The organism is Mycobacterium sp. BMJ-28 (genome assembly GCF_054404835.1).
The window spans coordinates 3,197,080-3,220,040 of the sequence record NZ_CM136783.1 but is presented as its reverse complement, the minus strand read 5'-3'; the positions used below and the strand labels follow the sequence as shown (position 1 = coordinate 3,220,040).

Sequence of the window (22,961 nt, the reverse complement as noted above, 5' to 3'; positions counted from 1 at the left end):
TGACGGCAGTGAGGCAGTCTAGTGGAAGATCGCGACATCACCGAGGTCGTCGAAACATCTCGCGAGTTGGTCGGTGCCGTGCGGGATTTGATGACTGCCACCGCAGTGACCGACGTCGATACCCGAGCGATGCGCGAAGCGACGAGTTTGGTGCGGCGCGTGACGCGGATTCTTGGCGTGCGGTCACTTCCGATGGGCCGCAGGGAGAATCTCGACCCGGCGGCGATCGACCGAGTCCGTGACGGCGAGCGGTGGGAAGTGTTCACGCACAACCCGATGGGGATCCCGCTACGGATTGTGGTCGACGGCAGTGGTGCCGCAGCCGAGATCGTTCCGACGGCACTGTTCGAGGGACCGCCGAATGTCCTCCACGGCGGATTTGCGGCAGCGATGATCGACGCGTTGTTGAGCACGCTGGTTCAGGCCCAGGGAGTCCGCGCCGTGACGGCGCGGCTCGACGTGCGATTCCGGGCCGCGGCGGCGATCGGCGAAGCACTGAATCTGAGCGGCCGCATTGAATCAGTGGATGGACGAAAGATTTTAACTCGCAGTGAAATACGTCAACGTGACGTCATCATCGCGGATGCACACGCGCTCTTCATCACGGTCGACGGCGAGCCCGACTAGGTGCCCGCCGCCGCTACTGCCGGGACGTGGTCATCGGCGGAACGGCGCTGAAGTCCATTTAGTACTAGCTGCATGCCGGCACGATGGGCGTCTTCCAATTCAGTGAAGTCGCCGGCGTCGACCCAGTGGATGTACACCTGGATGCAGACCTGAACGATCAACTGTGCCGGGAGAGTGCGGATGAACCGGTCGGTACCGAGATCGTAGCGACTGGCCAGAAAGTCGGTGATCGGCCCGACGAGATCTTCGCCCCAGTCCAGCCAGCGCAACCGATACTGCGGGTCGTTCACGATCAGCGTCATGAACCTGCGGTCGATGTCCAATGCGTGACCTTCGGCTAGTCCGGTCGTGAACGCCTGCGCGAGGGTTTCCACTGGATCGGCGCCTACCGGTGACGCATCGAGGACATGCATGCTCTGGGACCCGTATTGACCGAAGAGTGGTAGCACCACGTCTTCCTTGACGGCGAAGTGCCGGTGAAAGGTGCGTGGGGCAATTCCTACGATATCGCAAATGCGATCCACGGTCGCCGAGGTATCGCCGTCGGCGATGAAGACGTCACGGGCAGCCATGGCGATGGTCAGACGGAGTTCCTCGGCGCGTCTTTCGGTGAGTGTCTGCCTGGCCGGTGTGCTCACGTGCATCCTCTCGTCCCGCGCCGTCCGTGCAACCGTACCCGCGCAGGTCACGCGGGTCGGTCTCCCATTCCTGGATGGCTCACGTGTGACCTGCTTTACATCGGCCCAAGACTGTGGCTACACTCACGTCTGGCAGATTCTGCCAGTTCGACAGATTATGACACAGCCGGTCGTTACGAGGAGGTCGTCAGTGGCAACAACGCAGATACAGGAAGCGCCGACCGCGATGATCGACCGCGTGTCCACGGTGCTCGATGTGTTCGTCGGCCAGCGGGCCCTGACCTTGGCCGAGGTGGCGCGACGGGCAGGTCTGCCCCCGTCGTCGACGCACCGGATTCTGCGCCGCCTCGTCGAATTGGGATGGGTCGAGCGATGCGGATTCGAGTACGTGCTCGGCATGCGGATGTTCGAGCTGGGCGCACATGCGAAGCGCCAGCGCGGCGTACACGAAGCGGCTGCGCCAGTGATGTCCCGACTGCAACGTGGGACCGGGTTCACCGTCTACCTCAGCTCCCTAATCGGGGCCGAGGTTCTGCACCTGGATCGCGCCGGACTGTGGCCCGAGCCGGATTCGTCGTGGGGTATCGGCGCACGTCAGCGGGCGGAGGTAGCCGCTCCTGGCCTTGCATTGCTAGCCGCATTGCCGGCCGAGGAACTGCCGGAGTTCACCTTCGAGTCGGCTCCCACCTGTTACAGCGTGCGCTCCAGGGCGCAGTTGGAGCGGGAACTCCAGCGGGTCCGCGAGCGCGGGGGAGTGGCTGTGGATTCACAGGGCTGTGCGCTCGGAGTGACGGTGGTCGCCGCGTCGATCGACGTGCTCGACGACCGGGGTCCCGTCGCGCTGTCGATCTGCGGGCCTACCAAGACATTGCGCGTCGATGCTGCGGTCGCTGCGGTTCGCAACGCGGCCGCCGACATTTGGTACACGGCGTCGGGGGCACCCCGGGCGCGTAGTCGCGGCGCGCGTCCCGCCGCCGTCGCGGTCGGCTTTCGATAAGCGTAAAAGGCATTGTGGCCCATCGCTTTACGAGATGAACACCAGGGCCAACCCAGTTCTAGATCCGTGCAGGAGTGATGGCATCAATGGAGATTTCGGAGATCCGCGCAATCGAGGCAGAAGCGCCACCTGAGCGATACGCCCGAGGTTGGCACTGCCTGGGAATTGCCGACAGATTTCGTGACGGTCGACCACACGGGGTGCAGATCTTCGGAACGAGGCTGGTGGTCTTCGCCGACAGCGGCGGAAACCTCCACGCCCTCAACGGCTATTGCCCCCACATGGGTGGTGATCTGAGCAGGGGCACCATCAAGGGTGACGACGTGGCCTGCCCATTCCATGACTGGCGGTGGTCGGGCGCGGGTCAGTGTTCCTCGGTCCCGTACGCCCGCCGCGTGCCGAGACTGGCGCGGACGCGGGCCTGGACCGTTCTCGAGCAGAACAAGCAGCTGTTCGTGTATCACGATCCGCAAGGCAACCCGGCGCCGCCAGACGTGACCATTCCACGCATCGATGCCGTCTACTCCGGTGAGTGGACCGATTGGACGTGGAACTCGGTCCTGATCGAGGGAGCCAATTGTCGGGAGATCGTCGACAACGTCGTCGACATGGCGCACTTCTTCTACGTGCATTACTCGTTCCCCACCTACTTCAAGAACATCTTCGAGGGCCATGAAGCCAGCCAGTACATGAAATCCGTTGGCCGCGACGACATCGTCCTGGGCTCCAACTACACGAAGTCATCCGACGACGATGAGCAGCGGGAAGGCCGTTCCGACGCGACGTACCACGGCCCGGCCTACATGATCGATTACCTCTGGGGCTCCAACGGCGCAACCAAGAGCGAGACGGTGCTCATCAATTGCCACTATCCGGTCACCTCGACAAGTTTCGTCCTGCAATGGGGGGTGATCGTCAAGAAACAACCCGGTCATTCCGATGACCTGACGGCCAAGATCGCGGAGGCGACGGCAAAGGGAGTCGAGGTTGGCTTCCTTCAGGATGTCGAGATCTGGAAACACAAGGCGCGCATCGACAATCCGCTCCTGGCCGAAGAGGACGGACCGGTCTATCAGTTGCGTCGGTGGTACGAGCAGTTCTACGTCGACGTCGAGGACGTCACGGTCGACATGACGGACCGCTTCGAGTTCGAGCTCGACACCGAGCAGCCGATCGAGTTCTGGCAGCGGGAGGTCGCAGAGAACCTGGCTCGGCAGGGCAACACTCCGGTCAACCCTGCTGACGCGGCACCGGCTGGGCCGGGCCAGCCGGCCGTTGCCCGCCGCTGATGGAGCCGAGCGTGTCCAATCATGCTGGTCTGCTGGCAGACTGCCGGGTCGTCGAACTGAGCAATGACATCGCGGGCCCCTACGCAGGCAAGCTGCTCGTCGATGCCGGTGCCGACGTGGTGAAGGTCGAGTCGGCCGCAGGCGATGGGTATCGCCGATGGGCGGCGTCCGGCAGTGCTCTCGGCGGCGAAGACGGCGCCATGTTCTGCTACCTCAACGCCGGGAAGCGTTCGGTGGTGGGGGATCCCACTGCACCCGAGGTTCTCGCCCTGCTCGCCGGTGCTGACCTGATGATCGAATCGCACCTCGACGATGACACGCTGGCCAGGATCCGGGCGGACGTCCCACACCTCGATGTCGTGTCGGTCTCTCCGTTCGGCCGGTCCGGGCCGTGGCGGAACCACCCATGGACCGAGTTCACCCTGCAGGCCACCGCGGGCTCGACGGGCGCGCGCGGATCCGCGAGTCGCGCCCCGGTTCACGCCGGGGGCAGGCTTGGCGAGTGGATCGCCGGGAGCTACGCCGGCGCGGCTGCCCTCGCCCTGCGTACCGCATCGCGTCGTAACGGCCCGCAGGGGAACCACCTGGATCTATCCATGCTCGAATGCCTCTGTCTGGCAATGGCTCTCTACGCGCCGCTCACCGCCAGCCTGGCAGGGGCGGCACTGACCCGGCGTAGCGTCGAGATCCCGTCAGTGGAGCGTAGCGCCGACGGGTGGGTTGGCTTCTGCACGATCACCGGGCAGATGTTTCAGGACTTCCTGCTGATGATCGATCGCGCCGACGTGATCGGCGATCCCGGCATCATCGATCCCAAACTGCGGCAGCACCGTTACCCCGAGTTCCAGAAGATCATCGAGGAATGGACTACCACTCTGCCCACCGCGACGATCGAAGAGATCGCCAGTGCGATGCGCATTCCCGTGTCTCCGCTGGGAACGCCCGAAACCGTCACGGAGAACGCGCACTTCGTTGCCCGTGGGGTGTTCACCCGCAGCGCGTGCGGGCGATTCGATCAACCGCGCCGGCCCTACCTGGTGGATGGCGATCCCGGGGCGCCGCCACGGCCCGCCCCTCGACTGGGGGAGCACACTGGCTCGGTAGACTGGATTCCGCGAAGTGATGGCCGCGCCACGCCGACAGATGACCCGTTAGCCGGGCTGCGGGTCATCGACCTCACCGGCTTCTGGGCGGGGCCGGCGGGGACGCAGGTGCTGGCGGGCTTCGGTGCCGCCGTCGTCAAGGTGGAATCGACGCAGCGCCCCGACGGCATGCGGTTCACGTCCACAAAGCCGCCGAGCTTCGAGGGCTGGTGGGAGTGGGGCGCGGTCTTCCAGGGTGCCAATGCGGGCAAACACGGCATCACCCTGGATCTGACGCGTGACGATGGTCGTGCGGCGTTGTTCCGCCTCGCGGCCGATGCGGACGTGTTGATCGAGAACTACTCGCCACGGGTGATGGACAACTTCGGTATCACCTGGGAACTGCTGCACAGCAGCAACCCGCGGCTGACCATGGTGCGGATGCCGGCCTTCGGGCTGGACGGTCCGTGGCGCGACCGCACCGGCTTCGCGCAGACCATGGAGCAGGCGTCCGGACTGGCCTGGATGACTGGCTACCCCGACGCGGCGCCGATGGTGCTGAAGGGCCCGTGTGATCCCGTGGCCGGACTGCATGCGGTCGTCGCCACCTTGGCAGCCCTTGAGCAGGCCGACCGCCGCGGATCCGGGGTATTCGTCGAGGTCCCGATGGTCGAAACGGCGCTGAACGTCGGCGCCGAGATAGTCGTCGAACGCGGCGCGTACGGGGCCGAGTTGATTCGCGACGGCAACCGGGGTCCCGTTGGGGCGCCACAGAATCTGTACCGCTGCGCCGAGACGGATTCGTGGTTGGCGCTCTCGGTGGCGACCGACGAGCAGTGGCATGCGCTGCGCGTGGTGCTCGGCGGCCCGGAGTGGGCCGCCGCCCCTGAGCTCGCTGACGCCGCAGGCCGTCGCCGCGCGCACGACGACATCGACCGGCGGCTCACCGAGTTCTGCGCGGACCGTGATGCGGCGAAGCTCGCGGACGAACTCGTGGCGCGGGGAGTCCCGGCCGCCGAAGTCATACCGCCCGCCGATGCCTTCGACAACCCTCAGCACGAGGCCAGACAGTTCACCAACTTCGTCGACCATGCCCAACTGGGTCGACATCGGCTACCCGGTCTGCCGTTTCGGCTGGCCGGTCGCGACACCCCCTGGTTCAGCCGACCCGCGCCGATGCTCGGACAACATAACGACGAGGTGCTGCGCGCGGCGGGATATACCACCGCCCAACTGGCCCAACTGCGGGTCGACGGCATAGTCGGCGAACGCCCGGACAACGTGTAGGAAATCCGAGAGATCATGAGCGCACATCCTTTTCGCGACGTCGCGATCGTTGCCGCATACAACACCCGACAGGCCCGGGTGCTCGACGGACACACCGCCTTCTCGATAACGTTGGAGGCAGCCCGGGGGGTATTGGCCGAGGCGCAGATGTTGGTCACCGAGGTCGACGCGGTGTTCAGCAAGCACGCTCCCGAGCTGATTCACGCCCTGGGCATCGGGCCGGTGTGGAACTCCAACACCAAGGGCGGCATCCCCGGTGTGCTCCTCGCCGCTAGCCTGGTAGCCACCGGCCTGGCGAGCACCGTTCTGCTCGCCGACGGTGAGGCAGGCACCTACACCGAACGCAATGCGACGGCGCCGTGGACCCGCCCGTCCAATGAATTCGTGGCACCCTTCGGTCTTTACACCGCAGTCGAATTCGCGTTGATCGCCCGAGTGCACATGCAGCGCTACGGCACGACGAGTGACCAGATGGCTGAGGTGGCCGCGACGATTCGCAACAACGGCCACGTCAACCCGGACGCCATCTACTGCGACCGTGGACCGTTCAGCCCGGCGGACGTCATCGCCTCGCGGATGATTACCGAGCCGTTCCATCTGCTCGACTGCGCGATGACGTCCGAGGGCGGATGCGGGCTGCTGATCACCACCGCCGAACGGGCCGCCGACCTTCCGGGGAGTGCCGTCTACATTCTCGGCGGTGGCCTGGACTGCCTGGGCCCGGCCTACCGGCATGCCCCAAGGTGGGACCTCACCAGCCGTAGCAGCGACATTCCCAACGGCTACGTCGGACGCCGTGCGGCCAGGAAGGCGTTCGCGATGGCCGGTCTAAGCCCGGGCGACGTCGACGTCTGCGAATTGTACGACCCATTCTCCTTCGAGATCATCCGCCAGTTCGAGGCGTTCGAGTTCTGCGCGGACGGGGAGGGCGGGGACTTCGTCACCGGCGGTCGGATTGGGCTGGACGGCGAGTTGCCGATTACCACCGACGGCGGCCTGATGTCCTACAGCCACGGTGGTGGTGTGGTGCAACTGAGTCAGCGTGTCGCCCGCGGCGTTCATCAGTTGCAGAAGCAGTGCCGCTCCGGACAGCTTGCCGATGTGCGGGTTGCCCTGTGCAGCAACGGGGGAGCAGGCGCACTCTTCACCGATGTCGTGCTGCTGGGAAGTGACCGTCCATGACCATCTTGAGGTGGCAAACCGACGGAATCCCCTTACCGGAGCCGACTGTGGTCTCACAGCCGTTCTGGGACGGCTGCGTCGCGCACGAGTTGCGGTACCAGAGGTGCAGCCTCTGCGGCCTGGCCGAGTTCGATCCGGTGTGGGCCTGCCGGGGCTGCGGCGGTGAAGAACTCGACTGGCGTCTCAGCGGTGGTCGGGGTGAGATCTACAGCCACACGGTGGTTTGGCGACCGCAGACACCGGCGTTCAGCGTGCCCTACGCGGTCGTCATCGTCACGTTTGATGAAGGCTTCTCGATGCTCACCAACCTCGTCGGCTGCCTCACCGAGGAGGTACGCATCGGGCTGAGGGTGCGCGTGCTGTTCAACGACGTCGCCGGCGCAACTCTGCCCTGCGTGGAACCAGATGCGGAGGATCCCAGTGGGAATTGAACTGATACTCGACATGGCGGTCGGCGCCCACGGTGATCGGATCGTGTTGGGGCCTCGAGACGAGGGCCTCACCTTCACCGATCTCGAGCGGGCCGCCACCGGCGGGGCAAGGGTGCTGCGAGCCGAAGGTGCAGCGAGCGTCGTGTTCGTCGGGGTGACCGGCCCCGTCTTACCAGCGCTGATGTTCGCCGCCGCGCGGGCCGGAATTCCGTTGACGCCGTTGAACTACCGCCTGTCCGCCGAGGCGTTGCGAGAATTGTGTGATCAGTTGGACCGCCCGTTCGTAGTCGCCGACCGCAAGTACGCGGAAGCGGTCGGTGCCGCCGTGGTCTCCGAGAACTGGCTGGACCTGGCGATGAGCACCGACCCCGGGGATCAGCCTTCGGTCGACGATGCCGGGCCTGCGGTGGTGCTGTTCACGAGTGGCACAACCTCTGCGGCCAAGGCCGTGTTGCTGAGGCATTCTCATCTGCTCAGCTACGTACTCGAGACCGTCGAGTTCGCGTCGGCCGACGGTGAGGACTCGATTCTGGTGAGCGTCCCGCCGTACCACGTCGCGGGGATTGGTTCGGTGCTGAGCAACCTGTACGCCGGGCGCCGGATGACGTACCTGCCGGACTTCAGCGCGCAGCGCTGGCTGGAACTGATCAGCGCGGACCGCGTGACGCACGCGATGGTGGTTCCGACCATGTTGGCCCGCATCGTGGCACACCTCGACGGTGCCCGCGCCGACGCGTCCGCGCTGCGTTCGATCGCCTACGGCGGCGCGCGCATGCCTTCGACAGTGCTGCGCGCGGCCCTTGCGGCGTTCCCCGACACCGATTTCGTCAACGCGTACGGCTTGACCGAGACCAGTTCCACCATCGCGGTATTGGGGCCGGCCGACCATCGCGCGGCGATGTCCGGAGATCCGGTGGGCCTGGCGAGACTCGGTTCGGTGGGCCGGATGGTCCCCGGCGTGGAGTGCCAGATCCGCGGCGCCGCCAACGAGCCGCTCGCGGTGGCCGAGACCGGCGAGATCTGGGTCCGGGGCGCCCAGGTGTCCGGCGAGTATCGCGGTATCGGCTCGGTGCTCGACGAGAATGGCTGGTTCCCGACGCGAGACCGTGGCCGTCTTGACGCCGACGGCTACCTGTACGTCGACGGCCGGTCCGACGACACGATCATCCGCGGCGGGGAGAACATCGCCCCGGCCGAGATCGAGGACGTCCTCGTCGAGCATCCCGCGGTCGACGAGGTGGCCGTGCTCGGCGCTCCGGACGACGAATGGGGTGAGCGGATCGTGGCGGTCGTCGTGGCCGTCCCTGGTATGCAGCCAGATCCAGAGGACCTACGGGCCTTCGTCCGCGCCCGGCTGCGATCTTCACGCACCCCCGACGACGTCGTGTTCCGGTCGGAGCTGCCCTACAACGCGACGGGCAAGCTGCTGCGCCGCGAACTGGCCCGCCAACTCAGCTGAATCAGATAGGAACCTCGATGGCAACGGATTACGCAGCACAGATGCTCGGGCTCACCGACACGGTCGCACTGGTCACGGGCGGCGCAGGCGGCATCCCGAAGGCGACCGCGATCGCGTTGGCCAAGGCCGGCGCCGACGTTGCCGTCGTCGACATCGCCGACGAGTTCACCGCGAAGACCGTCAAGGAGATCCAGGCGTTGGGCCGGCGTGCGATCGGACTGCACGCCGACGTCCGCCGGGTCGAGGACGTGACGGCGATGATCGAGGCGATCCGCCGCGAGTTGGGCCCGATCACCGTGGCCGTCAATGGTGTGGGCAGCCTCGGCGCCGCGACGCCGAAGTCGTTTCTGGACTACACCCCCGACGAATGGCGCGGCCCGATCGAACTCAACCTCACCGCGACGATGCTGAGCATGCAAGCCGAAGCGGTCGCGATGATTCAGGACGGCGTGCCCGGTCGGATCGTCAACTTCGGCTCCACCAGCGGGGTTACCGCGGCGCCATCGGTGTCGCACTACGGCTCGGCCAACGCTGGCGTCATCCACCTGACGAAGTCGGTGGCGCTGGAGCTCGCACCGTACGGCATCCGGGTCAACTGCGTGGTGCCCGGTACGCACGACATCGACCGCGCCGGGCGGGAGACGGCTACCTCCAAGCGGCCAGAGCAGGCTGAGTTCCTCCGCCGAGCCGCCGAGGCGACACCGCTCAAACAGCTGGGACTCGCCGAGCAGACCGCGGGGGTGGCCCTGTTCCTCGCCTCGAACCTTTCGTCATACGTCACCGGCCACTCCGTGATCTCCGACGGCGGCATCACGCACACGACGGCCCGCCCTCCGGTAGGGACACTCAAACCGCTGGTGCTCAATGGAATCGGGGCAGCCGGTGAGTGACTTGGAGATCATCGATTGCCACTGCCACATTCTCCGGACGGCCGACCACAGCTGCGATCTGTACAGCAACCTGTTGCGGTTCAGCGCGGCGATGGGGCTACCTGACAAGCCCGAGTTCTTCGGCACTCCCGACGAGGCGCAGCAGGTGATGGACGCGACCGGTATCGCGCACATGAACATTCTGATGTTCACGTGGTCGGGTATCTACTGGAGACAAGGCCAGAACATCCTGCCCGACGACCCCGCCCGGCGGGCCGTCGAATCCGAGGACCTCCGCCGTCGCATCGTGCGTCGCGTCAGTGACAACAACACGTGGGCGCTGGCACAGACTGAACAGAACCCGCAGTTGAGCTGCTTCATCGGGATCGACCCCGTGCTGATGGATGAGCAGACGCTCCTTACGGAGGTGGACAACGGGATCCAACGGGGGGCGCTCGGTGTCAAGCACGTGCCGATGAACCATGGCACCGAAGGCGACGACCCCCGGATGTGGCCGGTGTACGACTACTGCGCCAGCGCGAGGGTGCCCATCCTCACCCAGGCTGCCGGGTTCATGCCCGGGCGGCCCCGGAACTACGCGAAGGCACTCGACGACTTTCCCGAATTGCAGCTCGTCTTCGCACATCTCGGTCATGACCGGAGCTTTGGGCAAGGTGCCGATGGCGAGGTGCTCGAGCTTGCTCGGACATACCCCGGCGTGCACACCGACGTTTCGCTGAGACTCATCGAGGTGATCGACGGCCACGTCAGCCCCGAGCGCATGGTCGACCATCTTCGCGCCATCGGCACCGACCGGGTGTTCTTCGGCAGCAACTGGATCATCAGCGAATACCTGTGGATCCGGGCGCGGGCCGGCGCATTGCCGATCACCAGTCACGACAGGCTGGATCGCGAACTGGAGGTCCTCAAGACGTTGCCGCTCACCGACGACGAGCGCGCCGACATCGCCTCGCGAAACTTCCGTCGCATCACGGGGTTGGCGGCGTGATGACTAGGCAGTCGCACGTCGCGGTCGTCACCGGCTCCAGCCGCGGAATCGGTCGCGCCATCGCCCGACGACTGGCAGCCGACGGCATCTCCGTGGCTGTGGTGTCACGCTCGCTGCGGGCCGGCGACGGACGATTCGCCGGATCGCTGGAGGAGACCGTCGCTCAGATCGTCGCCGACGGCGGAACGGCGGTCGCGATCCCGTTCGACCTGGGCGACATCGCCGCTGAACGGCGCAGTGTGATCGATCGGGCCGTCGCCCACTTCGGTGCGCCGGTGGACATCGTGGTGAACAACGCCGCCGCCCCACGTCACTTCGACGTGCTCTTCGGCGATATGAGCCGGCAGGCGTTCCTCGAGGCGGTTGAAACCAACGTGTGGGCGGGTTGGGATCTGGCTGCCGCCGCCGTGCCCGGGATGCGGGAGCGCGGCGCCGGATGGATCCTGAACATCTCGTCCTCGCAAGCGGGTCCGCGCATCGGCCCGCCGTTCGCCGCCAACCCGACCAACGGTGCGGCGCTCTACGGCGGGACCAAGGCGTTCATCGACCGGATCACTACCGGCGCGGCGATGGACCTGTACGCCGACAACATCGCCGTCAACACGCTGGCCCCCGAGTTCCAGGTCGCCACCGACAACGCCAGGACCGTCGCCGGAGTGCGCACCGACAATTCGGAACCCGAGGAGACCATCGCCGAGGCTGCGCTGGCGCTGTGCACCGGTGACCCCGCGACATTGACGGGCCGCGTGGTGTACAACCTGTCGCTGCTGGTGGAGCTGAACCGACCGGTGCGGACTCTCGACGGGCGCGGACTGCTGGCGGGATGGCAGCCGAGCGAGATCAACCATGACCGGCTGCGGGTGCCGTACCTGCGCAGCCAAACCTCGAAAACCCCTTAGGGAGAGACCAAGCCATGCCGCTGCAGCCTTCCATGAGACTCATCTCGGTCGACGATCATCTCATCGAGCACCCTGCCGTCTGGACGGATCGGTTGCCGCAGAAGTATCTTCACCGCGGCCCACGCATCATCGATGAGCCCTCGCCGTCGGGTGGTGCGCCGATCCAGGTGTGGTACTACGAGGACAAGCGCTTTCCGGCGATCGGACTCAACGCCGTCGCCGGGAAGAAGCCCGAGGACTACGGGACCGAGCCGGTGCGCTACGCCGACATGATCCCCGGTTGCTACGACCCGAAGGCCCGGATCGTGGACATGGACCTCGACGGCGTGTGGGGGGCGGCGAACTTCCCGTCCTTCCCGCGCTTCGCCGGCGGCCTGTTCACCAAGGAGAGCACCGACTTCGACCTGGCGCACGCGTCCGTGCTGGTGTACAACGACTTCGTCATCGACGAATGGTGCGGCACGGCACCGGACCGCTTCATCCCGCTGATCATCCTGCCGCTGTGGGACACCGCACTGTGCGTCGCGGAGATCGCGCGTTGTGCGGCCAAGGGAGCCAAGGGCATAACCTTCCCCGAGAACACCGTGCCGTTGGGCCTGCCATCCATCTACACCGACCATTGGGAGTCGGTCTTCTCCGCCGCGGAGGACACGAACATGCCGTTGTGCATGCACTTCGGCTCGTCGGGCCAGCCACCCGCGACTGCGCCGGAAGCGCCCTACGCAGTGACCATCTCGCTGTACGGGACCAACTCGATGTCGGCGACCGCGCATCTGTTGTTCTCGCCGGTGTTCCACCGCCATCCCACTCTCAAGGTCGCGCTGTCCGAGGGCGGTATCGGCTGGATCCCGTACCTGCTGGAGCGCATCGACGGCACCTGGGAGCGGCACCGCTACTACCAGAACATCGTCAAGGACGTTCGCCCCTCGGACCTGTTCCGCAAACACATCTACGGCTGCTTCATCGATGACGTCGCCGGTCTCAAGGCTCGCCACGACATCGGCATCGGCAACATCACCTGGGAGTGCGACTACCCGCATTCGGATTCCCATTGGCCGCACAGCCGCCGCTACGCCGAGAAGCTGTTCGCCAACATCCCCGACGCCGAAGTCCACCAGATGGTCGAACTGAACACCCGAGAGCTGTTCAACTTTCCTGACGCTCCGCAGGTCTCGTCATGACCGGGCGCGACATCGACGCGTCGGACTGGACCGAACAGGATCTGCTGACCCGCGAGATCGCTGCGCGGCGACTGGCCGACGAGGAGATTGCCACTGCCGCGGAACTGCTGGCCTTGGGCGCGGACGCCGACGCCCATCCCGAAGCCATCGCGCTGTTGGAGAGGCGGCTGAACGCGGTGCGTGCGAGCTGGTCGATTCTGCATCCCGGTGCGTGATGCCTGCGGCCTTTCCAGTCAGTGGACAGCACGGCTTTGCGCCTTCCAGGACGGACGTAATCTTCTGTTGTTGAAGCCTTTAACGACTTCTGTTACCGCCCGATCCGAAGGTCTGACATGAGCACACCCATGAGCGCCACTGCCGCGCTCGTCGGCCTGCGTGTCGTCGAGGTCTCGCGCTCGATCGCGGGTGCGTACGCAGGAAAGCTGTTCTCCGATCTCGGCGCCGACGTGTTGATGTGTGAACCGCCGGGCGGGCACCGGCTACGTGCTCGCGGTCGTCACGACGGTGCGGACGCACCGCTGTTCGGCTTCCTGGCCGGCGGAAAGCGGTCGACCGGTCGTCGGTGGACCGACCTGGCCCCGGACGCAGACGTGGTGATCCTGGAGACCGCGGAGCGGCCCGAGCGTCGACTGCTCGACGACTTCGCGGCCGCCGGTGTCGTGGTCGTGGTGATCACACCGTGGGGGCTCACTGGCCCCTACGCCTCCGCGGATCGACCGTGGACTGACTTCACCGTGCAGGCCGAGAGTGGCTCACTGAGTAATCGTGGTGAACCCGACTCCTACCCGCTGGCTCTCGGGGGCAGCGAAAACCTTTGGGTCGCTGGATCTTTTGCGGCGACCGCTGGGTTGGGTGCCGTCGCCGCCGCTGCCGGTAGTGCGGGCGAGGTCGTCGACGTGTCCCTACTGGACGTGACCGTGTACTGCGCCACGATGTTCGCCGACGTGGCCGCAACCGTTGGCGGTGTGCCCAGTTCGCCGAAGACGTTGCGGCGTCGACTCGTGCCCTCCGTCGAACCCGCCCGCGACGGTTGGGTGGGGTTCAACTTGGCGTCGGCGCAGAACCTGGAGGACTTCCTGGTCCTCATCGACCGGCCGGACTGGCTCGGCGATCCGGAGATGACGACACCCGAGGGCCGGTATCGACGTTCGGCCGAGTTCAGTGCGGCCGTGCACGACTGGACGACTACTCGCTCGGTGGCCGAGATCGTCGAGTCCGCCTCGCTGTATCGGATTCCGTGTGCGCCGGTCCACAACGGAGCGACGATCCTCGACGATCCGCACGTCGTGGCCCGGGAGTTCTACGTGGCGGATGCCGAACGGCGTTACCGTCAGCCTGCCGTGCCGTTTCTGTTCGACGGCGAGCGGCCGCGCTCCGGGCGCCGCGTCCCGAACCAGGGCGAGGACGTCGAATTCGCCCCACGGAATCGTCCCGAGACATGTTCTGCCGCTTCGCCGTTGGCCGGAGTCCGGGTGATCGACTTCGGCAACTGGTGGGTCGGATCGCTGGTCGGCACCGTTCTGGGTTCGCTCGGCGCCGATGTCGTCAAGATCGAGTCCGTCCGTCGGGTCGATGGGGCCCGCATGCTCGGCGGCACGATCACCACCGCGGACTCCTGGTGGGAGTACGGCTGGATCAATCTGGGCACCAACCACAACAAGCGCGGCATCACTCTCGACCTGACCACGCCGCAGGGTCGCGAGTTGATCGAGCGCCTCATCGTCAACACCGACGTTCTGCTGGAGAACTACGCCCCCCGCGTCCTGGACAACGCCGGGTTCGACTGGGCTCGGGTCCGCGAGATCAATCCGAACGTCGTCATGCTTCGGATGCCGGCGTTCGGACTGTCCGGCCCTAACCGGGACATGGTCGGCTATGCCCAGACCGTCGAGCAGTACTCCGGAATGTGCTGGCGCACCGGGTATCCAGGCGGCCCGCCGGTCAATCCCAGCGGCCCCGCCGATCCCATGGCAGGATCGAACGCTGCGTTCGCCCTGCTGGCCGCCCTGCGCCATCGGGAAGCGACCGGCCGTGGAATGCTGATCGAGGCGCCACTGGTGGAGGCGGCCCTCACCATGTCCGCTGAGCAGACGGTGGAGTGGACCGCGAACGGCGTGCTGCTCGAACGCAGGGGTAACCACACCGATGGCTTTGTGCCGCAGGGTGCCTACGCGGGCTTGGGAACCGAGCAGTGGCTGGCCGTGTCGATAGCGACCGACGCGCAGTGGCGCGCGATGGCCGACTACGCGGGGATCCCCGGCTGGGACGATCCCAGCCTGTCCACCGCCGCGGGACGCCTTGCCCGCATCGATGAACTCGACGCGGCACTCGCGGACTGGACGGCTACTCGGGACGTCGCCGTGGTTGCCGAAGAGCTCGCTGGTCTCGGGGTGCCCGCCGCGCGGGCCGCCGACATGCGCTTCGCCCATGAGCATCCACAGGTCGGTGCCCACGGGTTGTTCGAGGATGTCGACCATCCGGTGCATGGTCGAATCCCGTTGCCCGTTCTGCCCTTCAGGTTCGGCGCCGTCGAACGGTGGTCACAGCAGGCTCCGCCGACGGTGGGTCAGCACAACGCCGAGGTGCTGACCAAAGACCTCGGGCTGTCCCGGGCCGACCTCGACGCACTCACCGAGCGCGGACTCATCGGTACCCGGCCGGCCGGCCTCTAGCCCGATCAAAGGAGATCATTCCCATGATTGACGACATCCCCGCGATCCGACTCATCGGCGGGTTCAGTTGGACCGAGAGTCCTCGGTGGCACGACGGCGCCCTCTACTTCTCCGATCTGTACAACCGGCGCGTCGTCACGATGGGTGTCGACGGTGCGGTGGTGACTTTCGCCAACCTATCCGGCCGTCGGGGTGTGGACGATCAGCCGGTAGTGCCGGCCGGTACCGGCTTCCTGCCGGACGGCAGGATGCTGATCAACTCGATGTTCGAGCGGGTCGTCCTGGTGACGGACGGCGCCAAGACCGAGTTGTACGCGGACCTGCGCGGCCTGGCGCAGGGGCCGATCAACGACATGGTGGTTGACTCGGCGGGACGCGCCTACGTGACTCAGCTTGGGTTCGACCTCTTCGCCGGGGAAGACCTCAAGGAGTCGCCGATCCTGGTCGTGGAGCCCGACCGCAACGTACGGACTGCGGACGAGGCCGGCCAGATGATGGGAGCCAACGGCATCGCCATCAGCGGCGATGGTGTCACGCTGGTCACTGCGGAGACGTTCGCGGACAGGATTACCGCTTTCGACGTGGCGGCAGACGGAAAGCTTTTGGGCAGAAGGACATTCGCCGAGATCGACGGATTCCCCGATGGTTTGTGCCTGGATGAGGACGGTGCCGTATGGACGGGCCTGACCGCGGCGGGTCGAGTGGTCCGAATTCTCGATGGGGGCGAAGTGGTGGCGCAGGTGGCTCCGCCACAGGCCCAGTGCGGCGTTGCAACCGCGTGTGGCCTCGGCGGTGCCGACCGCCGGACCTTGTATCTGTGCTGCGGGTTCGAGGTTATGGACGGCGACAAGTCGAGCCGCGAGGGTCAGGGCTCGATCTGGGCCGCAGACGTCGGGGTACCCGGCGGGTCAACTCGGCCATAAGCGAACGTGCAGAGGAGAAATGGGATGACTCAAGTAGATTTCACCGGCCGGACCGTCATCGTCACCGGTGCGGGCCGCGGCCTTGGGCGCGCATACGCCCAACTGCTGGCCGCCCGCGGAGCGTCGGTGGTCGTCAACGATGCCGGTGGTGCCGTCGACGGAACGACCACCGGTGACGATCCGGCGGGCGATGTCGTCGCGGCCATCACGGACGCCGGTGGGAGGGCAGTGGCGTCGACGGCGACCGTGGCCACCGCGGAAGGTGCCCAGACCATCATCGATACCGCGGTATCGGCGTACGGACGCATCGACGCCGTCATCAACAACGCCGGCATCTACTACCTCCGACCCTGGCTGGACCTGCTGGAGGACGACTTTCAGAGATTCCTGGACGTGCACTACTTCGGCAGCCTGTTGGTCAGCCGCGCCGCCTGGCCGTATCTGGTCGAGGCGGGTGCGGGTCGCATCGTGAACACCATCTCCAATGCCATGCTCGGCGCACCCGACATGGTGCACTACGGCGCGGCCAAGGGAGCGATTTTCGGGCTGACCCGCAACCTCGCCGTCGCCGGGGCGGAGCACGGCATCAACGTGAACGCCGTCGCCCCCGGTGCGGGCACCCGTCTGATGGAAGAGGCGGCGGCGGCCCTGCCGCCCGGCACGGCCGAGTACATGAAGCGGGCCATGCCACCCGAGCTCGTCGCGCCGGTGGCCGCCTACCTTGCGCACGAACGGTGCTCTGTGACAGGCGAAGTGTTCAACGTGGCGGGCGGAGCGGTGAGCCGGATGGTCGTGGCGAACACGGCGGGCATCGCCGATTCGCAGCTCACCCCCGAAGTCGTGGCGGATCGGTTCGACGAGATCATGGCGATCTGCGACGTCGAGCCGACACCGTTGATGCTCCCTACCGCGGTGGCGGAATCGTGACCGGGCCGTCGACCTCGACGCCCGAGATGGCCACCGACCCGAAATCGAACGAGGAACAGCCAATGACCAAGACCGTGGCGGAGTATCCCTTCCCGGTAGTGCCCCCGGCCGAGGCGGTGCGGGCCTACCACCGGGTCTGCGAGGACCGTCCGATGACGAAGGTCACCATGCCGATCGGCGGCGACGTGTGGGTGGTCCACCGGCACCGCGCGGCCCGACAGGTACTGGAAAGCCAGGTGTTCGTGCGCGGTCCCTTCGCCCGCGGCGAGCAAGAGATACCGTACTTCGTCCAGTTTCCCGACTTCCTCAGGGCCACCGTGCAATTCGCGGACGCGCCGCAGCACACCCGGCTGCGCAAGCTGGTCGCCAAGGCCTTCACCGCGCGCCGGGTCAACACGCTGCGCGAGGGCGCAGAGGTCATCGCCGACGAGTTGCTCGACGCGATGGCCCAGCGTGGGCCGGAGGCCAACCTGGTGGACGACTTCGCGCTACCCCTGCCGATCCGCGTCATCGGGGAGCTTCTCGGCGTCCCCCCGGCCGACCGCGACAAGTTCGCGGCGTGGAGTCAATCCACGCTGGCCACTTCTGGCATGTCGACCGACGAGATCGCGAACGCCGGGATACAGCTGTACACCTACCTCGCGACACTGGTCGGTGAGCGGCGTGCGGAACCACGCGATGACCTGATCAGTGCTCTCGCCGGGGCGCGGGAACTCGACGACTCGTTGAGCGACGACGAGATCTTGACGATGGCCATGCTGCTGATCGTGGGAGGGTTCGACAACACCGCCAACTTCATCAACCTCGGGGTGGTGGCCCTGTTGCGTCATCCCGATCAGCTCCAAACCTTGCTTGCCGACATCGACGGCGTCGTCGCGACCACGGTGGAAGAAGTGTTGCGGCACGGGTTCTTCGCGGTCGGCAACGACGTCGCGGGCATGGGCGGGCTGCCCCCACTGGTGGCGTCGGTCGATACCGAGATCGACGGCATGCCGGTGAAGAAGGGGGAGTGCGTGCTGATCGATGCGGCCGCCACCAATCACGACCCCGAGGTATTCGAGAACTCGGAACGCTTCGACGTCACCCGCAAGCCGAATCCGCACCTGACACTCAACCACGGCATGCACCATTGCCTCGGGGCGCCACTTGCCCGAATGGAGATGCAGGTCGCCATAGGCTCGCTCTTCCGCCGCTTCCCGACGCTGGCACTGGCCGGCGAACCGCAGTACGCCACCGAATACCTCACCGCCGGAATGTCGGAACTTCCGGTGACATGGTGAGCACGCGCGGCAAGGACGGCCACTGACGATGACCAGCATCACCACACTCGACGAATTCGAAGCCGCCTACTCATCGCGCTTGGGCGAGCCGATGCCACCGCGCCGCCCATGGCGCACCGTCAGTGCTGAATGGCTGAGTCGCTACGCGGACGGGGCCGGGGACTACAACCCGTTGTTCAGCGATGCCGAGTACGCCGTCGAGGGGCCGTATCACGGCCTCGTCGCCCCGCCGGCGTTCGTATTCTCCATCGACTTCGGCGCGAATGCCTCGATCTGGGGTCATATCCCAGAAGCCGACGTGTCGATGACCGACCTGACCATCCTGTACGCCGGTGCGACCATCGAGTGGTATCGGCCGGTCCTTCTCGGTGACCAGGTGCGCAGTATCGAAACCCCCACCGGCATTCGCCGCGTCACCACTCGTCAGTTGGGCGAAGCCCTGATCTGCACCGGCACGACTGAGTACTGGAATTCGCGCGGCGACCTGGTGGCGAAACTCGAGAACCAGATGCTGCGCTTCAAGAATCTCGGCGCGGGCGTCGAGTCCTCGGTGACCGAGGACGCCGATCGGCCCCGGGTCGCGCCGGACCCGCTGGTCTGGGAGCGGGACCGGCTCGGAGCGAAATTGCTCGATTGGTCGGCTCTGCACCCTGGCGATGTGATTCCGGAGCTGCCGAAGGGCACCTACACCACCACCGAGCTGTATCTGTTCAGCCACGGTGCGCTCGGTACCAAGCGGGCCCGGCACGTCGACGACGGCACCATCGACATGGGGGCCGGTGGTCGGGCGGATCCGGAGTACGCCCGCAAGACCCGTGCGCAGTCGACCACCTTCGACTACGGTCCGCAACGCATCTGCTGGCTGGCCCAGGCCGTCACCGACTGGATGGGCGACCACGGAACGCTCACCCGGCTGAAGGCAAAGCTGCTCCGGCCCAATCTCATTGGCGACACCAACACCGTCCATGGGACCGTTGTGCGGACCTACCGCGACGACGCAGACGGACTGTTCGCCGACGTCGAGCTCCGTAACGTCAATCACGATGGGGTGGTGACGGCGAGCGGTGAAGCCACTGTCACGTTGCCCGCCGCCGATGCCGTGTCCGGGCCGAGCCTGCTGTTCGCTCCGACCACCGAGGCAACTCCGGGCATTTACAACTGATGGAAGGGGAACGTTCATGCGATTGCGACCTGGACTCAAACTGAACAGCCGTGACTCCATCGCGCAGGTCATCGTCATCCGGGCACCTTCCGATGACGTCGACATCCGTTGTGGTGGCGCACCCATGGTCCTCGACTCCGAGTCCACACTGACCGACCTCGATGGACGGGGCGAAATGTTGCTGATGGGTAAGCGTTATGGCGACGCCGACGGTGCGCTGGAACTGTTGTGCACCAAACCCGGCGCCGGCCCGCTTGCGGTCGGCGACCACGAACTGTCGGTCAAGGCAGCCAGACCGCTGCCCGCATCGGATTGAGAAGGGACTTCTACCGTGAACAAATTGTGCAGAGACCTGGGGATCGAGTACCCCATCTTCGCCTTCAGCCACTGCCGCGACGTGGTGGCCGCGGTGTCGCGCGCCGGCGGTATGGGTGTACTCGGAGTGCTGGCGATGGCACCCGAGGAGATCGACGTCGAACTCCGATGGCTCAAGGAGAACTCCGGCGGGCGGCCGTACGGAGTGGACGTTGCACTGCCCGTGCAGACCGCGGACCGCGCTGCCGGAATGACGGGCAGTGAGAACATGCACGCCCGCCTCGAGGAGATGATCCCGCCCGGACACCGGCAATACGCCGAGGACGTTCTTCGTAGGTACGACGTGCCGCCCCTGCCGGAATCCGATGGCCAGCATCAGGACTGGGCGGCAGAAGGATTCACCGCGTCCGGCGGCGAGGAGCAGATCGAGGTCATCCTCAGTCACGACCACGGGCTGCTTGTCAGTGCACTGGGGCCGCCGCCGGCGTGGGTCGTCGAACGCGCGCACGAGCGTGGCGTCAAGGTCGGCGCGCTCGTGGGCAAACCGCATCAGGCGGTGCGCAACGTCGAAATCGGCGTCGACGTGGTGATTTGCCAGTCCTACGAAGCGGCCGCGCACACCGGCGAGATTGGCGCGATGGTCCTGATACCCGACGTGGTCGACGCAGTGGGCGACGTCCCGGTGCTCGCCGCCGGAGGCATCGGCTCGGGGAGGCAGATGGCCGCAGCGATGTCACTGGGCGCGCAGGGCGTGTGGACCGGGTCGATCTGGTTGGCCTGTCGCGAATCGACGGCCGAGCCGTACCGGGTGGAGCAACTGCTGAAGATGAACTCGAGCGACACGGTGCGCTCCAAATCCCAGACCGGCAAGCCGAATCGCCAGATTCGCACGCCCTGGACTGAGGCGTGGGACGACCCGAATGGTCCGGGCGCGTTGCCAATGCCCCTGCAGTACCTGCTGTATGCCGACGCGACGGCCAGGGCGCAGCGCGCGGGTGTGCACGAACTCGTCGGAGGTCCGGTGGGTCAGATCGTCAGCCGGATGACGAAGGTTCAACCGGCGGGTGAAATCGTGCTGGGCATGGTGGAGGAGTACGTCGACACGCTCCAGCGGATGAACGCACAGTACGAACGGTTGATGGGCGACTGACCGGCGACGGCAACGGTGGCCCGCGCTCTGTGCGGGCCACCATTCACGGCCGAGTGCGGGCCACCGTTCACGGCCGAGACGGAAGAATCGCCAGACTGTGGTGCCGCGCGTTGATTCCCATGAACCGCAATCGGACTGGGCTCGCGGCCCGGTACCGGCAACCACATCGCGCGACAGGAGACCCAGGGTTTCAGCGAAGAAGCCGTGAGCGCCGTCGAGATCATTGACGGGCAGCACGACGGAACGAGACCAGCGAGCCGGTGACGAACTGGTTTTCCGTAGGGCGTGTTGAGTGGCGAGTGGCCCAATGCGGGCCCGAAGTAGACTTCGGTGGCTGGGGCACGTCGCTCACGGTCACTCCTGGTAGTCGTGGGTGCCCCACCCGGCGGCTCAGATCATGGCGCGCAGCGGGCCCGCGGGCACGTCGACACCCATCTCCGTCAACGTCGACGAGTGATAGATGGTGCCCGGGGTGTGGATGGCGTGTTGCAGGCCGACGTGGGCGTCGCGCCAGAACCGTTGCATCGGGTTGGTCCTGCGGACGGCATTGCCGCCGGAGCGGGCGAAGATCTGATCCACGGCCGCGACGGCCCGCCATGCGCAGCGAATCTGATTGCGTCGCACCGTGGAACGGTCTTCGAAGGAGATCGGCTGCCCGGAGTCGGCGATGTCGTAAAGCCGCGTGATGCCCTCGATGAGTTGGGTGCGTGACGCGGCGATCTCCGCTGCGGCTTCGGAGATCGCATAGAGGACGTAGGGATCGTCCTTGATCTTCGTGCCCATGGCAGTCACCCGGCCGCGCTGGTAGGCCAGATGCGCGGCCAGCGCGCCCTCGGAGATGCCGATCACCGCAGCAGTGATGCCGAGCGGGAACATTGTCCAGAACGGCAACCTGTAGAGGGTGTCGGTGCGGCCCGCCTTCTCGGCGGCGACCTCGCCGGCGGCGACCTCTTCGGAGCTGATCGTCCGGTAGTCGGGGACGAAGGCCCCGTCCACGATGACGTCCTTGCTGCCGGTGCCACTCAGCCCGATGACGTCCCAGGTGTCCTCGACGATCGTGTAATCCTTGCGCGGCAGTACGACGTGCAGGCCCTTTGGGGGGCGGAGTGGGGTGCCGTCGGCATCACCGGTCAACGCGCCCAGAAAGATCCAGTCGCAGTGGTCGGTACCCGACGAGAAGTTCCACCGTCCGCTGAGGAGGTAGCCGCCGTCGGTGGGAACGGCGACACCTTGCGCGGCGTACGGCGAGGCGATCCAGGTGTCCGGGTTCCTACCCCAAACCTCTTGCTGCAGTTTGCGGTCCATCAGCGCCATTTCCCAGGGATGGACGCCACCGACCCCGCACACCCATCCCGTGGACCCGCATCGCCTTGCGACGGCCATCACGGCCTGCGCGAACTCGGCCGGGTGCGCCGCGTCGCCACCGAAGTCGGTAGGCTGCAGCATCCTCATCACGCCCGCTTGGCGGACTAGTTTGACACTTGTGTCGGAGAGCTTGCCGAGCCGCTCCGTCTCGTCGGCGGCGGACGCCAACTCGACGGCGATTTCCTCGATGTGAGCTAGGACGTCGTGCGCCATGACT

The 22,961-nt window shown here is 66.2% G+C and carries 21 protein-coding genes; 19 read left to right on the top strand and 2 right to left on the bottom strand.

What is annotated here, in order from left to right; all coding sequences use genetic code 11:
* The first annotated feature begins 21 nt into the window (after nt 1-21).
* Nucleotides 22-627 (top strand): PaaI family thioesterase, encoded by a 606-nt coding sequence (locus ACXPWS_RS16025; RefSeq protein ID WP_458713348.1) that lies wholly within the window; start codon nt 22-24, stop codon nt 625-627.
* On the opposite strand, the gene ACXPWS_RS16020 is transcribed toward ACXPWS_RS16025, so the two are convergent.
* Nucleotides 624-1,271 (bottom strand): TetR/AcrR family transcriptional regulator, encoded by a 648-nt coding sequence (locus ACXPWS_RS16020; protein WP_458713560.1) that lies wholly within the window; start codon nt 1,269-1,271, stop codon nt 624-626. The genes ACXPWS_RS16025 and ACXPWS_RS16020 overlap by 4 nt on opposite strands.
* Before the next feature lie 184 nt (nt 1,272-1,455).
* Between ACXPWS_RS16020 and ACXPWS_RS16015 the strand changes: the two genes are divergently transcribed.
* The 18 genes from ACXPWS_RS16015 (at nt 1,456) to ACXPWS_RS15930 (ending at nt 21,379) form a co-directional block, all read left to right on the top strand.
* Nucleotides 1,456-2,262: an IclR family transcriptional regulator gene (locus tag ACXPWS_RS16015; RefSeq protein WP_458713347.1), complete on the top strand. Its 807-nt coding sequence runs from the start codon at nt 1,456-1,458 to the stop codon at nt 2,260-2,262.
* A gap of 77 nt (nt 2,263-2,339) precedes the next feature.
* On the top strand, nt 2,340-3,551 hold the full coding sequence (locus ACXPWS_RS16010; RefSeq protein ID WP_458713346.1) for a Rieske 2Fe-2S domain-containing protein: 1,212 nt from the start codon (nt 2,340-2,342) through the stop codon (nt 3,549-3,551).
* An 11-nt stretch (nt 3,552-3,562) separates the two neighbouring features.
* Entirely contained in the window at nt 3,563-5,920 is a 2,358-nt protein-coding gene (locus ACXPWS_RS16005; protein ID WP_458713345.1) for a CaiB/BaiF CoA-transferase family protein, read from the top strand.
* Nucleotides 5,921-5,935: 15 nt separating this feature from the next.
* On the top strand, nt 5,936-7,102 hold the full coding sequence (locus ACXPWS_RS16000) for a thiolase family protein (protein WP_458713344.1): 1,167 nt from the start codon (nt 5,936-5,938) through the stop codon (nt 7,100-7,102).
* Nucleotides 7,099-7,533, top strand: coding sequence for a Zn-ribbon domain-containing OB-fold protein (locus ACXPWS_RS15995; RefSeq protein WP_458713343.1), 435 nt, complete (start codon nt 7,099-7,101; stop codon nt 7,531-7,533). Before ACXPWS_RS16000 ends, ACXPWS_RS15995 begins: the two co-directional genes overlap by 4 nt.
* Entirely contained in the window at nt 7,523-8,992 is a 1,470-nt protein-coding gene (locus tag ACXPWS_RS15990) for a class I adenylate-forming enzyme family protein (RefSeq protein WP_458713342.1), read from the top strand. Before ACXPWS_RS15995 ends, ACXPWS_RS15990 begins: the two co-directional genes overlap by 11 nt.
* Nucleotides 8,993-9,009: 17 nt before the next feature.
* The gene (locus ACXPWS_RS15985; protein ID WP_458713341.1) at nt 9,010-9,882 is read left to right on the top strand and encodes an SDR family NAD(P)-dependent oxidoreductase; all 873 of its coding nucleotides are present in this window, start codon (nt 9,010-9,012) and stop codon (nt 9,880-9,882) included.
* Nucleotides 9,875-10,870, top strand: a complete 996-nt coding sequence (locus ACXPWS_RS15980; RefSeq protein WP_458713340.1) for an amidohydrolase family protein — start codon at nt 9,875-9,877, stop codon at nt 10,868-10,870. Before ACXPWS_RS15985 ends, ACXPWS_RS15980 begins: the two co-directional genes overlap by 8 nt.
* Complete coding sequence (locus tag ACXPWS_RS15975; RefSeq protein ID WP_458713339.1) at nt 10,870-11,769, top strand: SDR family NAD(P)-dependent oxidoreductase; 900 nt, start codon at nt 10,870-10,872, stop codon at nt 11,767-11,769. The genes ACXPWS_RS15980 and ACXPWS_RS15975 overlap by 1 nt, the downstream gene beginning before the upstream one ends.
* A 14-nt stretch (nt 11,770-11,783) precedes the next feature.
* The gene (locus ACXPWS_RS15970; RefSeq protein WP_458713338.1) at nt 11,784-12,950 is read left to right on the top strand and encodes an amidohydrolase family protein; all 1,167 of its coding nucleotides are present in this window, start codon (nt 11,784-11,786) and stop codon (nt 12,948-12,950) included.
* Complete coding sequence (locus tag ACXPWS_RS15965) at nt 12,947-13,165, top strand: hypothetical protein (protein WP_458713337.1); 219 nt, start codon at nt 12,947-12,949, stop codon at nt 13,163-13,165. Before ACXPWS_RS15970 ends, ACXPWS_RS15965 begins: the two co-directional genes overlap by 4 nt.
* A gap of 117 nt (nt 13,166-13,282) precedes the next feature.
* On the top strand, nt 13,283-15,622 hold the full coding sequence (locus ACXPWS_RS15960; protein WP_458713336.1) for a CaiB/BaiF CoA-transferase family protein: 2,340 nt from the start codon (nt 13,283-13,285) through the stop codon (nt 15,620-15,622).
* Nucleotides 15,623-15,645: 23 nt separating this feature from the next.
* A complete protein-coding gene (locus ACXPWS_RS15955) occupies nt 15,646-16,545 on the top strand; it encodes an SMP-30/gluconolactonase/LRE family protein (RefSeq protein WP_458713335.1) in 900 nt (299 codons plus the stop codon).
* Nucleotides 16,546-16,569: 24 nt separating this feature from the next.
* Nucleotides 16,570-17,472 (top strand): SDR family NAD(P)-dependent oxidoreductase, encoded by a 903-nt coding sequence (locus ACXPWS_RS15950; protein ID WP_458713334.1) that lies wholly within the window; start codon nt 16,570-16,572, stop codon nt 17,470-17,472.
* The gene (locus tag ACXPWS_RS15945) at nt 17,469-18,752 is read left to right on the top strand and encodes a cytochrome P450 (RefSeq protein WP_458713333.1); all 1,284 of its coding nucleotides are present in this window, start codon (nt 17,469-17,471) and stop codon (nt 18,750-18,752) included. Before ACXPWS_RS15950 ends, ACXPWS_RS15945 begins: the two co-directional genes overlap by 4 nt.
* A gap of 28 nt (nt 18,753-18,780) precedes the next feature.
* The gene (locus tag ACXPWS_RS15940) at nt 18,781-19,914 is read left to right on the top strand and encodes an FAS1-like dehydratase domain-containing protein (RefSeq protein ID WP_458713332.1); all 1,134 of its coding nucleotides are present in this window, start codon (nt 18,781-18,783) and stop codon (nt 19,912-19,914) included.
* A 16-nt stretch (nt 19,915-19,930) separates the two neighbouring features.
* Entirely contained in the window at nt 19,931-20,230 is a 300-nt protein-coding gene (locus tag ACXPWS_RS15935; protein WP_458713331.1) for a hypothetical protein, read from the top strand.
* Nucleotides 20,231-20,365: 135 nt separating this feature from the next.
* Complete coding sequence (locus ACXPWS_RS15930) at nt 20,366-21,379, top strand: NAD(P)H-dependent flavin oxidoreductase (protein ID WP_458713330.1); 1,014 nt, start codon at nt 20,366-20,368, stop codon at nt 21,377-21,379.
* 390 nt (nt 21,380-21,769) lie between these two features.
* Here the strand turns inward: ACXPWS_RS15930 and ACXPWS_RS15925 are convergent, their stop codons facing one another.
* Entirely contained in the window at nt 21,770-22,957 is a 1,188-nt protein-coding gene (locus ACXPWS_RS15925; protein WP_458713329.1) for an acyl-CoA dehydrogenase family protein, read from the bottom strand.
* Nucleotides 22,958-22,961 lie beyond the last annotated feature (4 nt).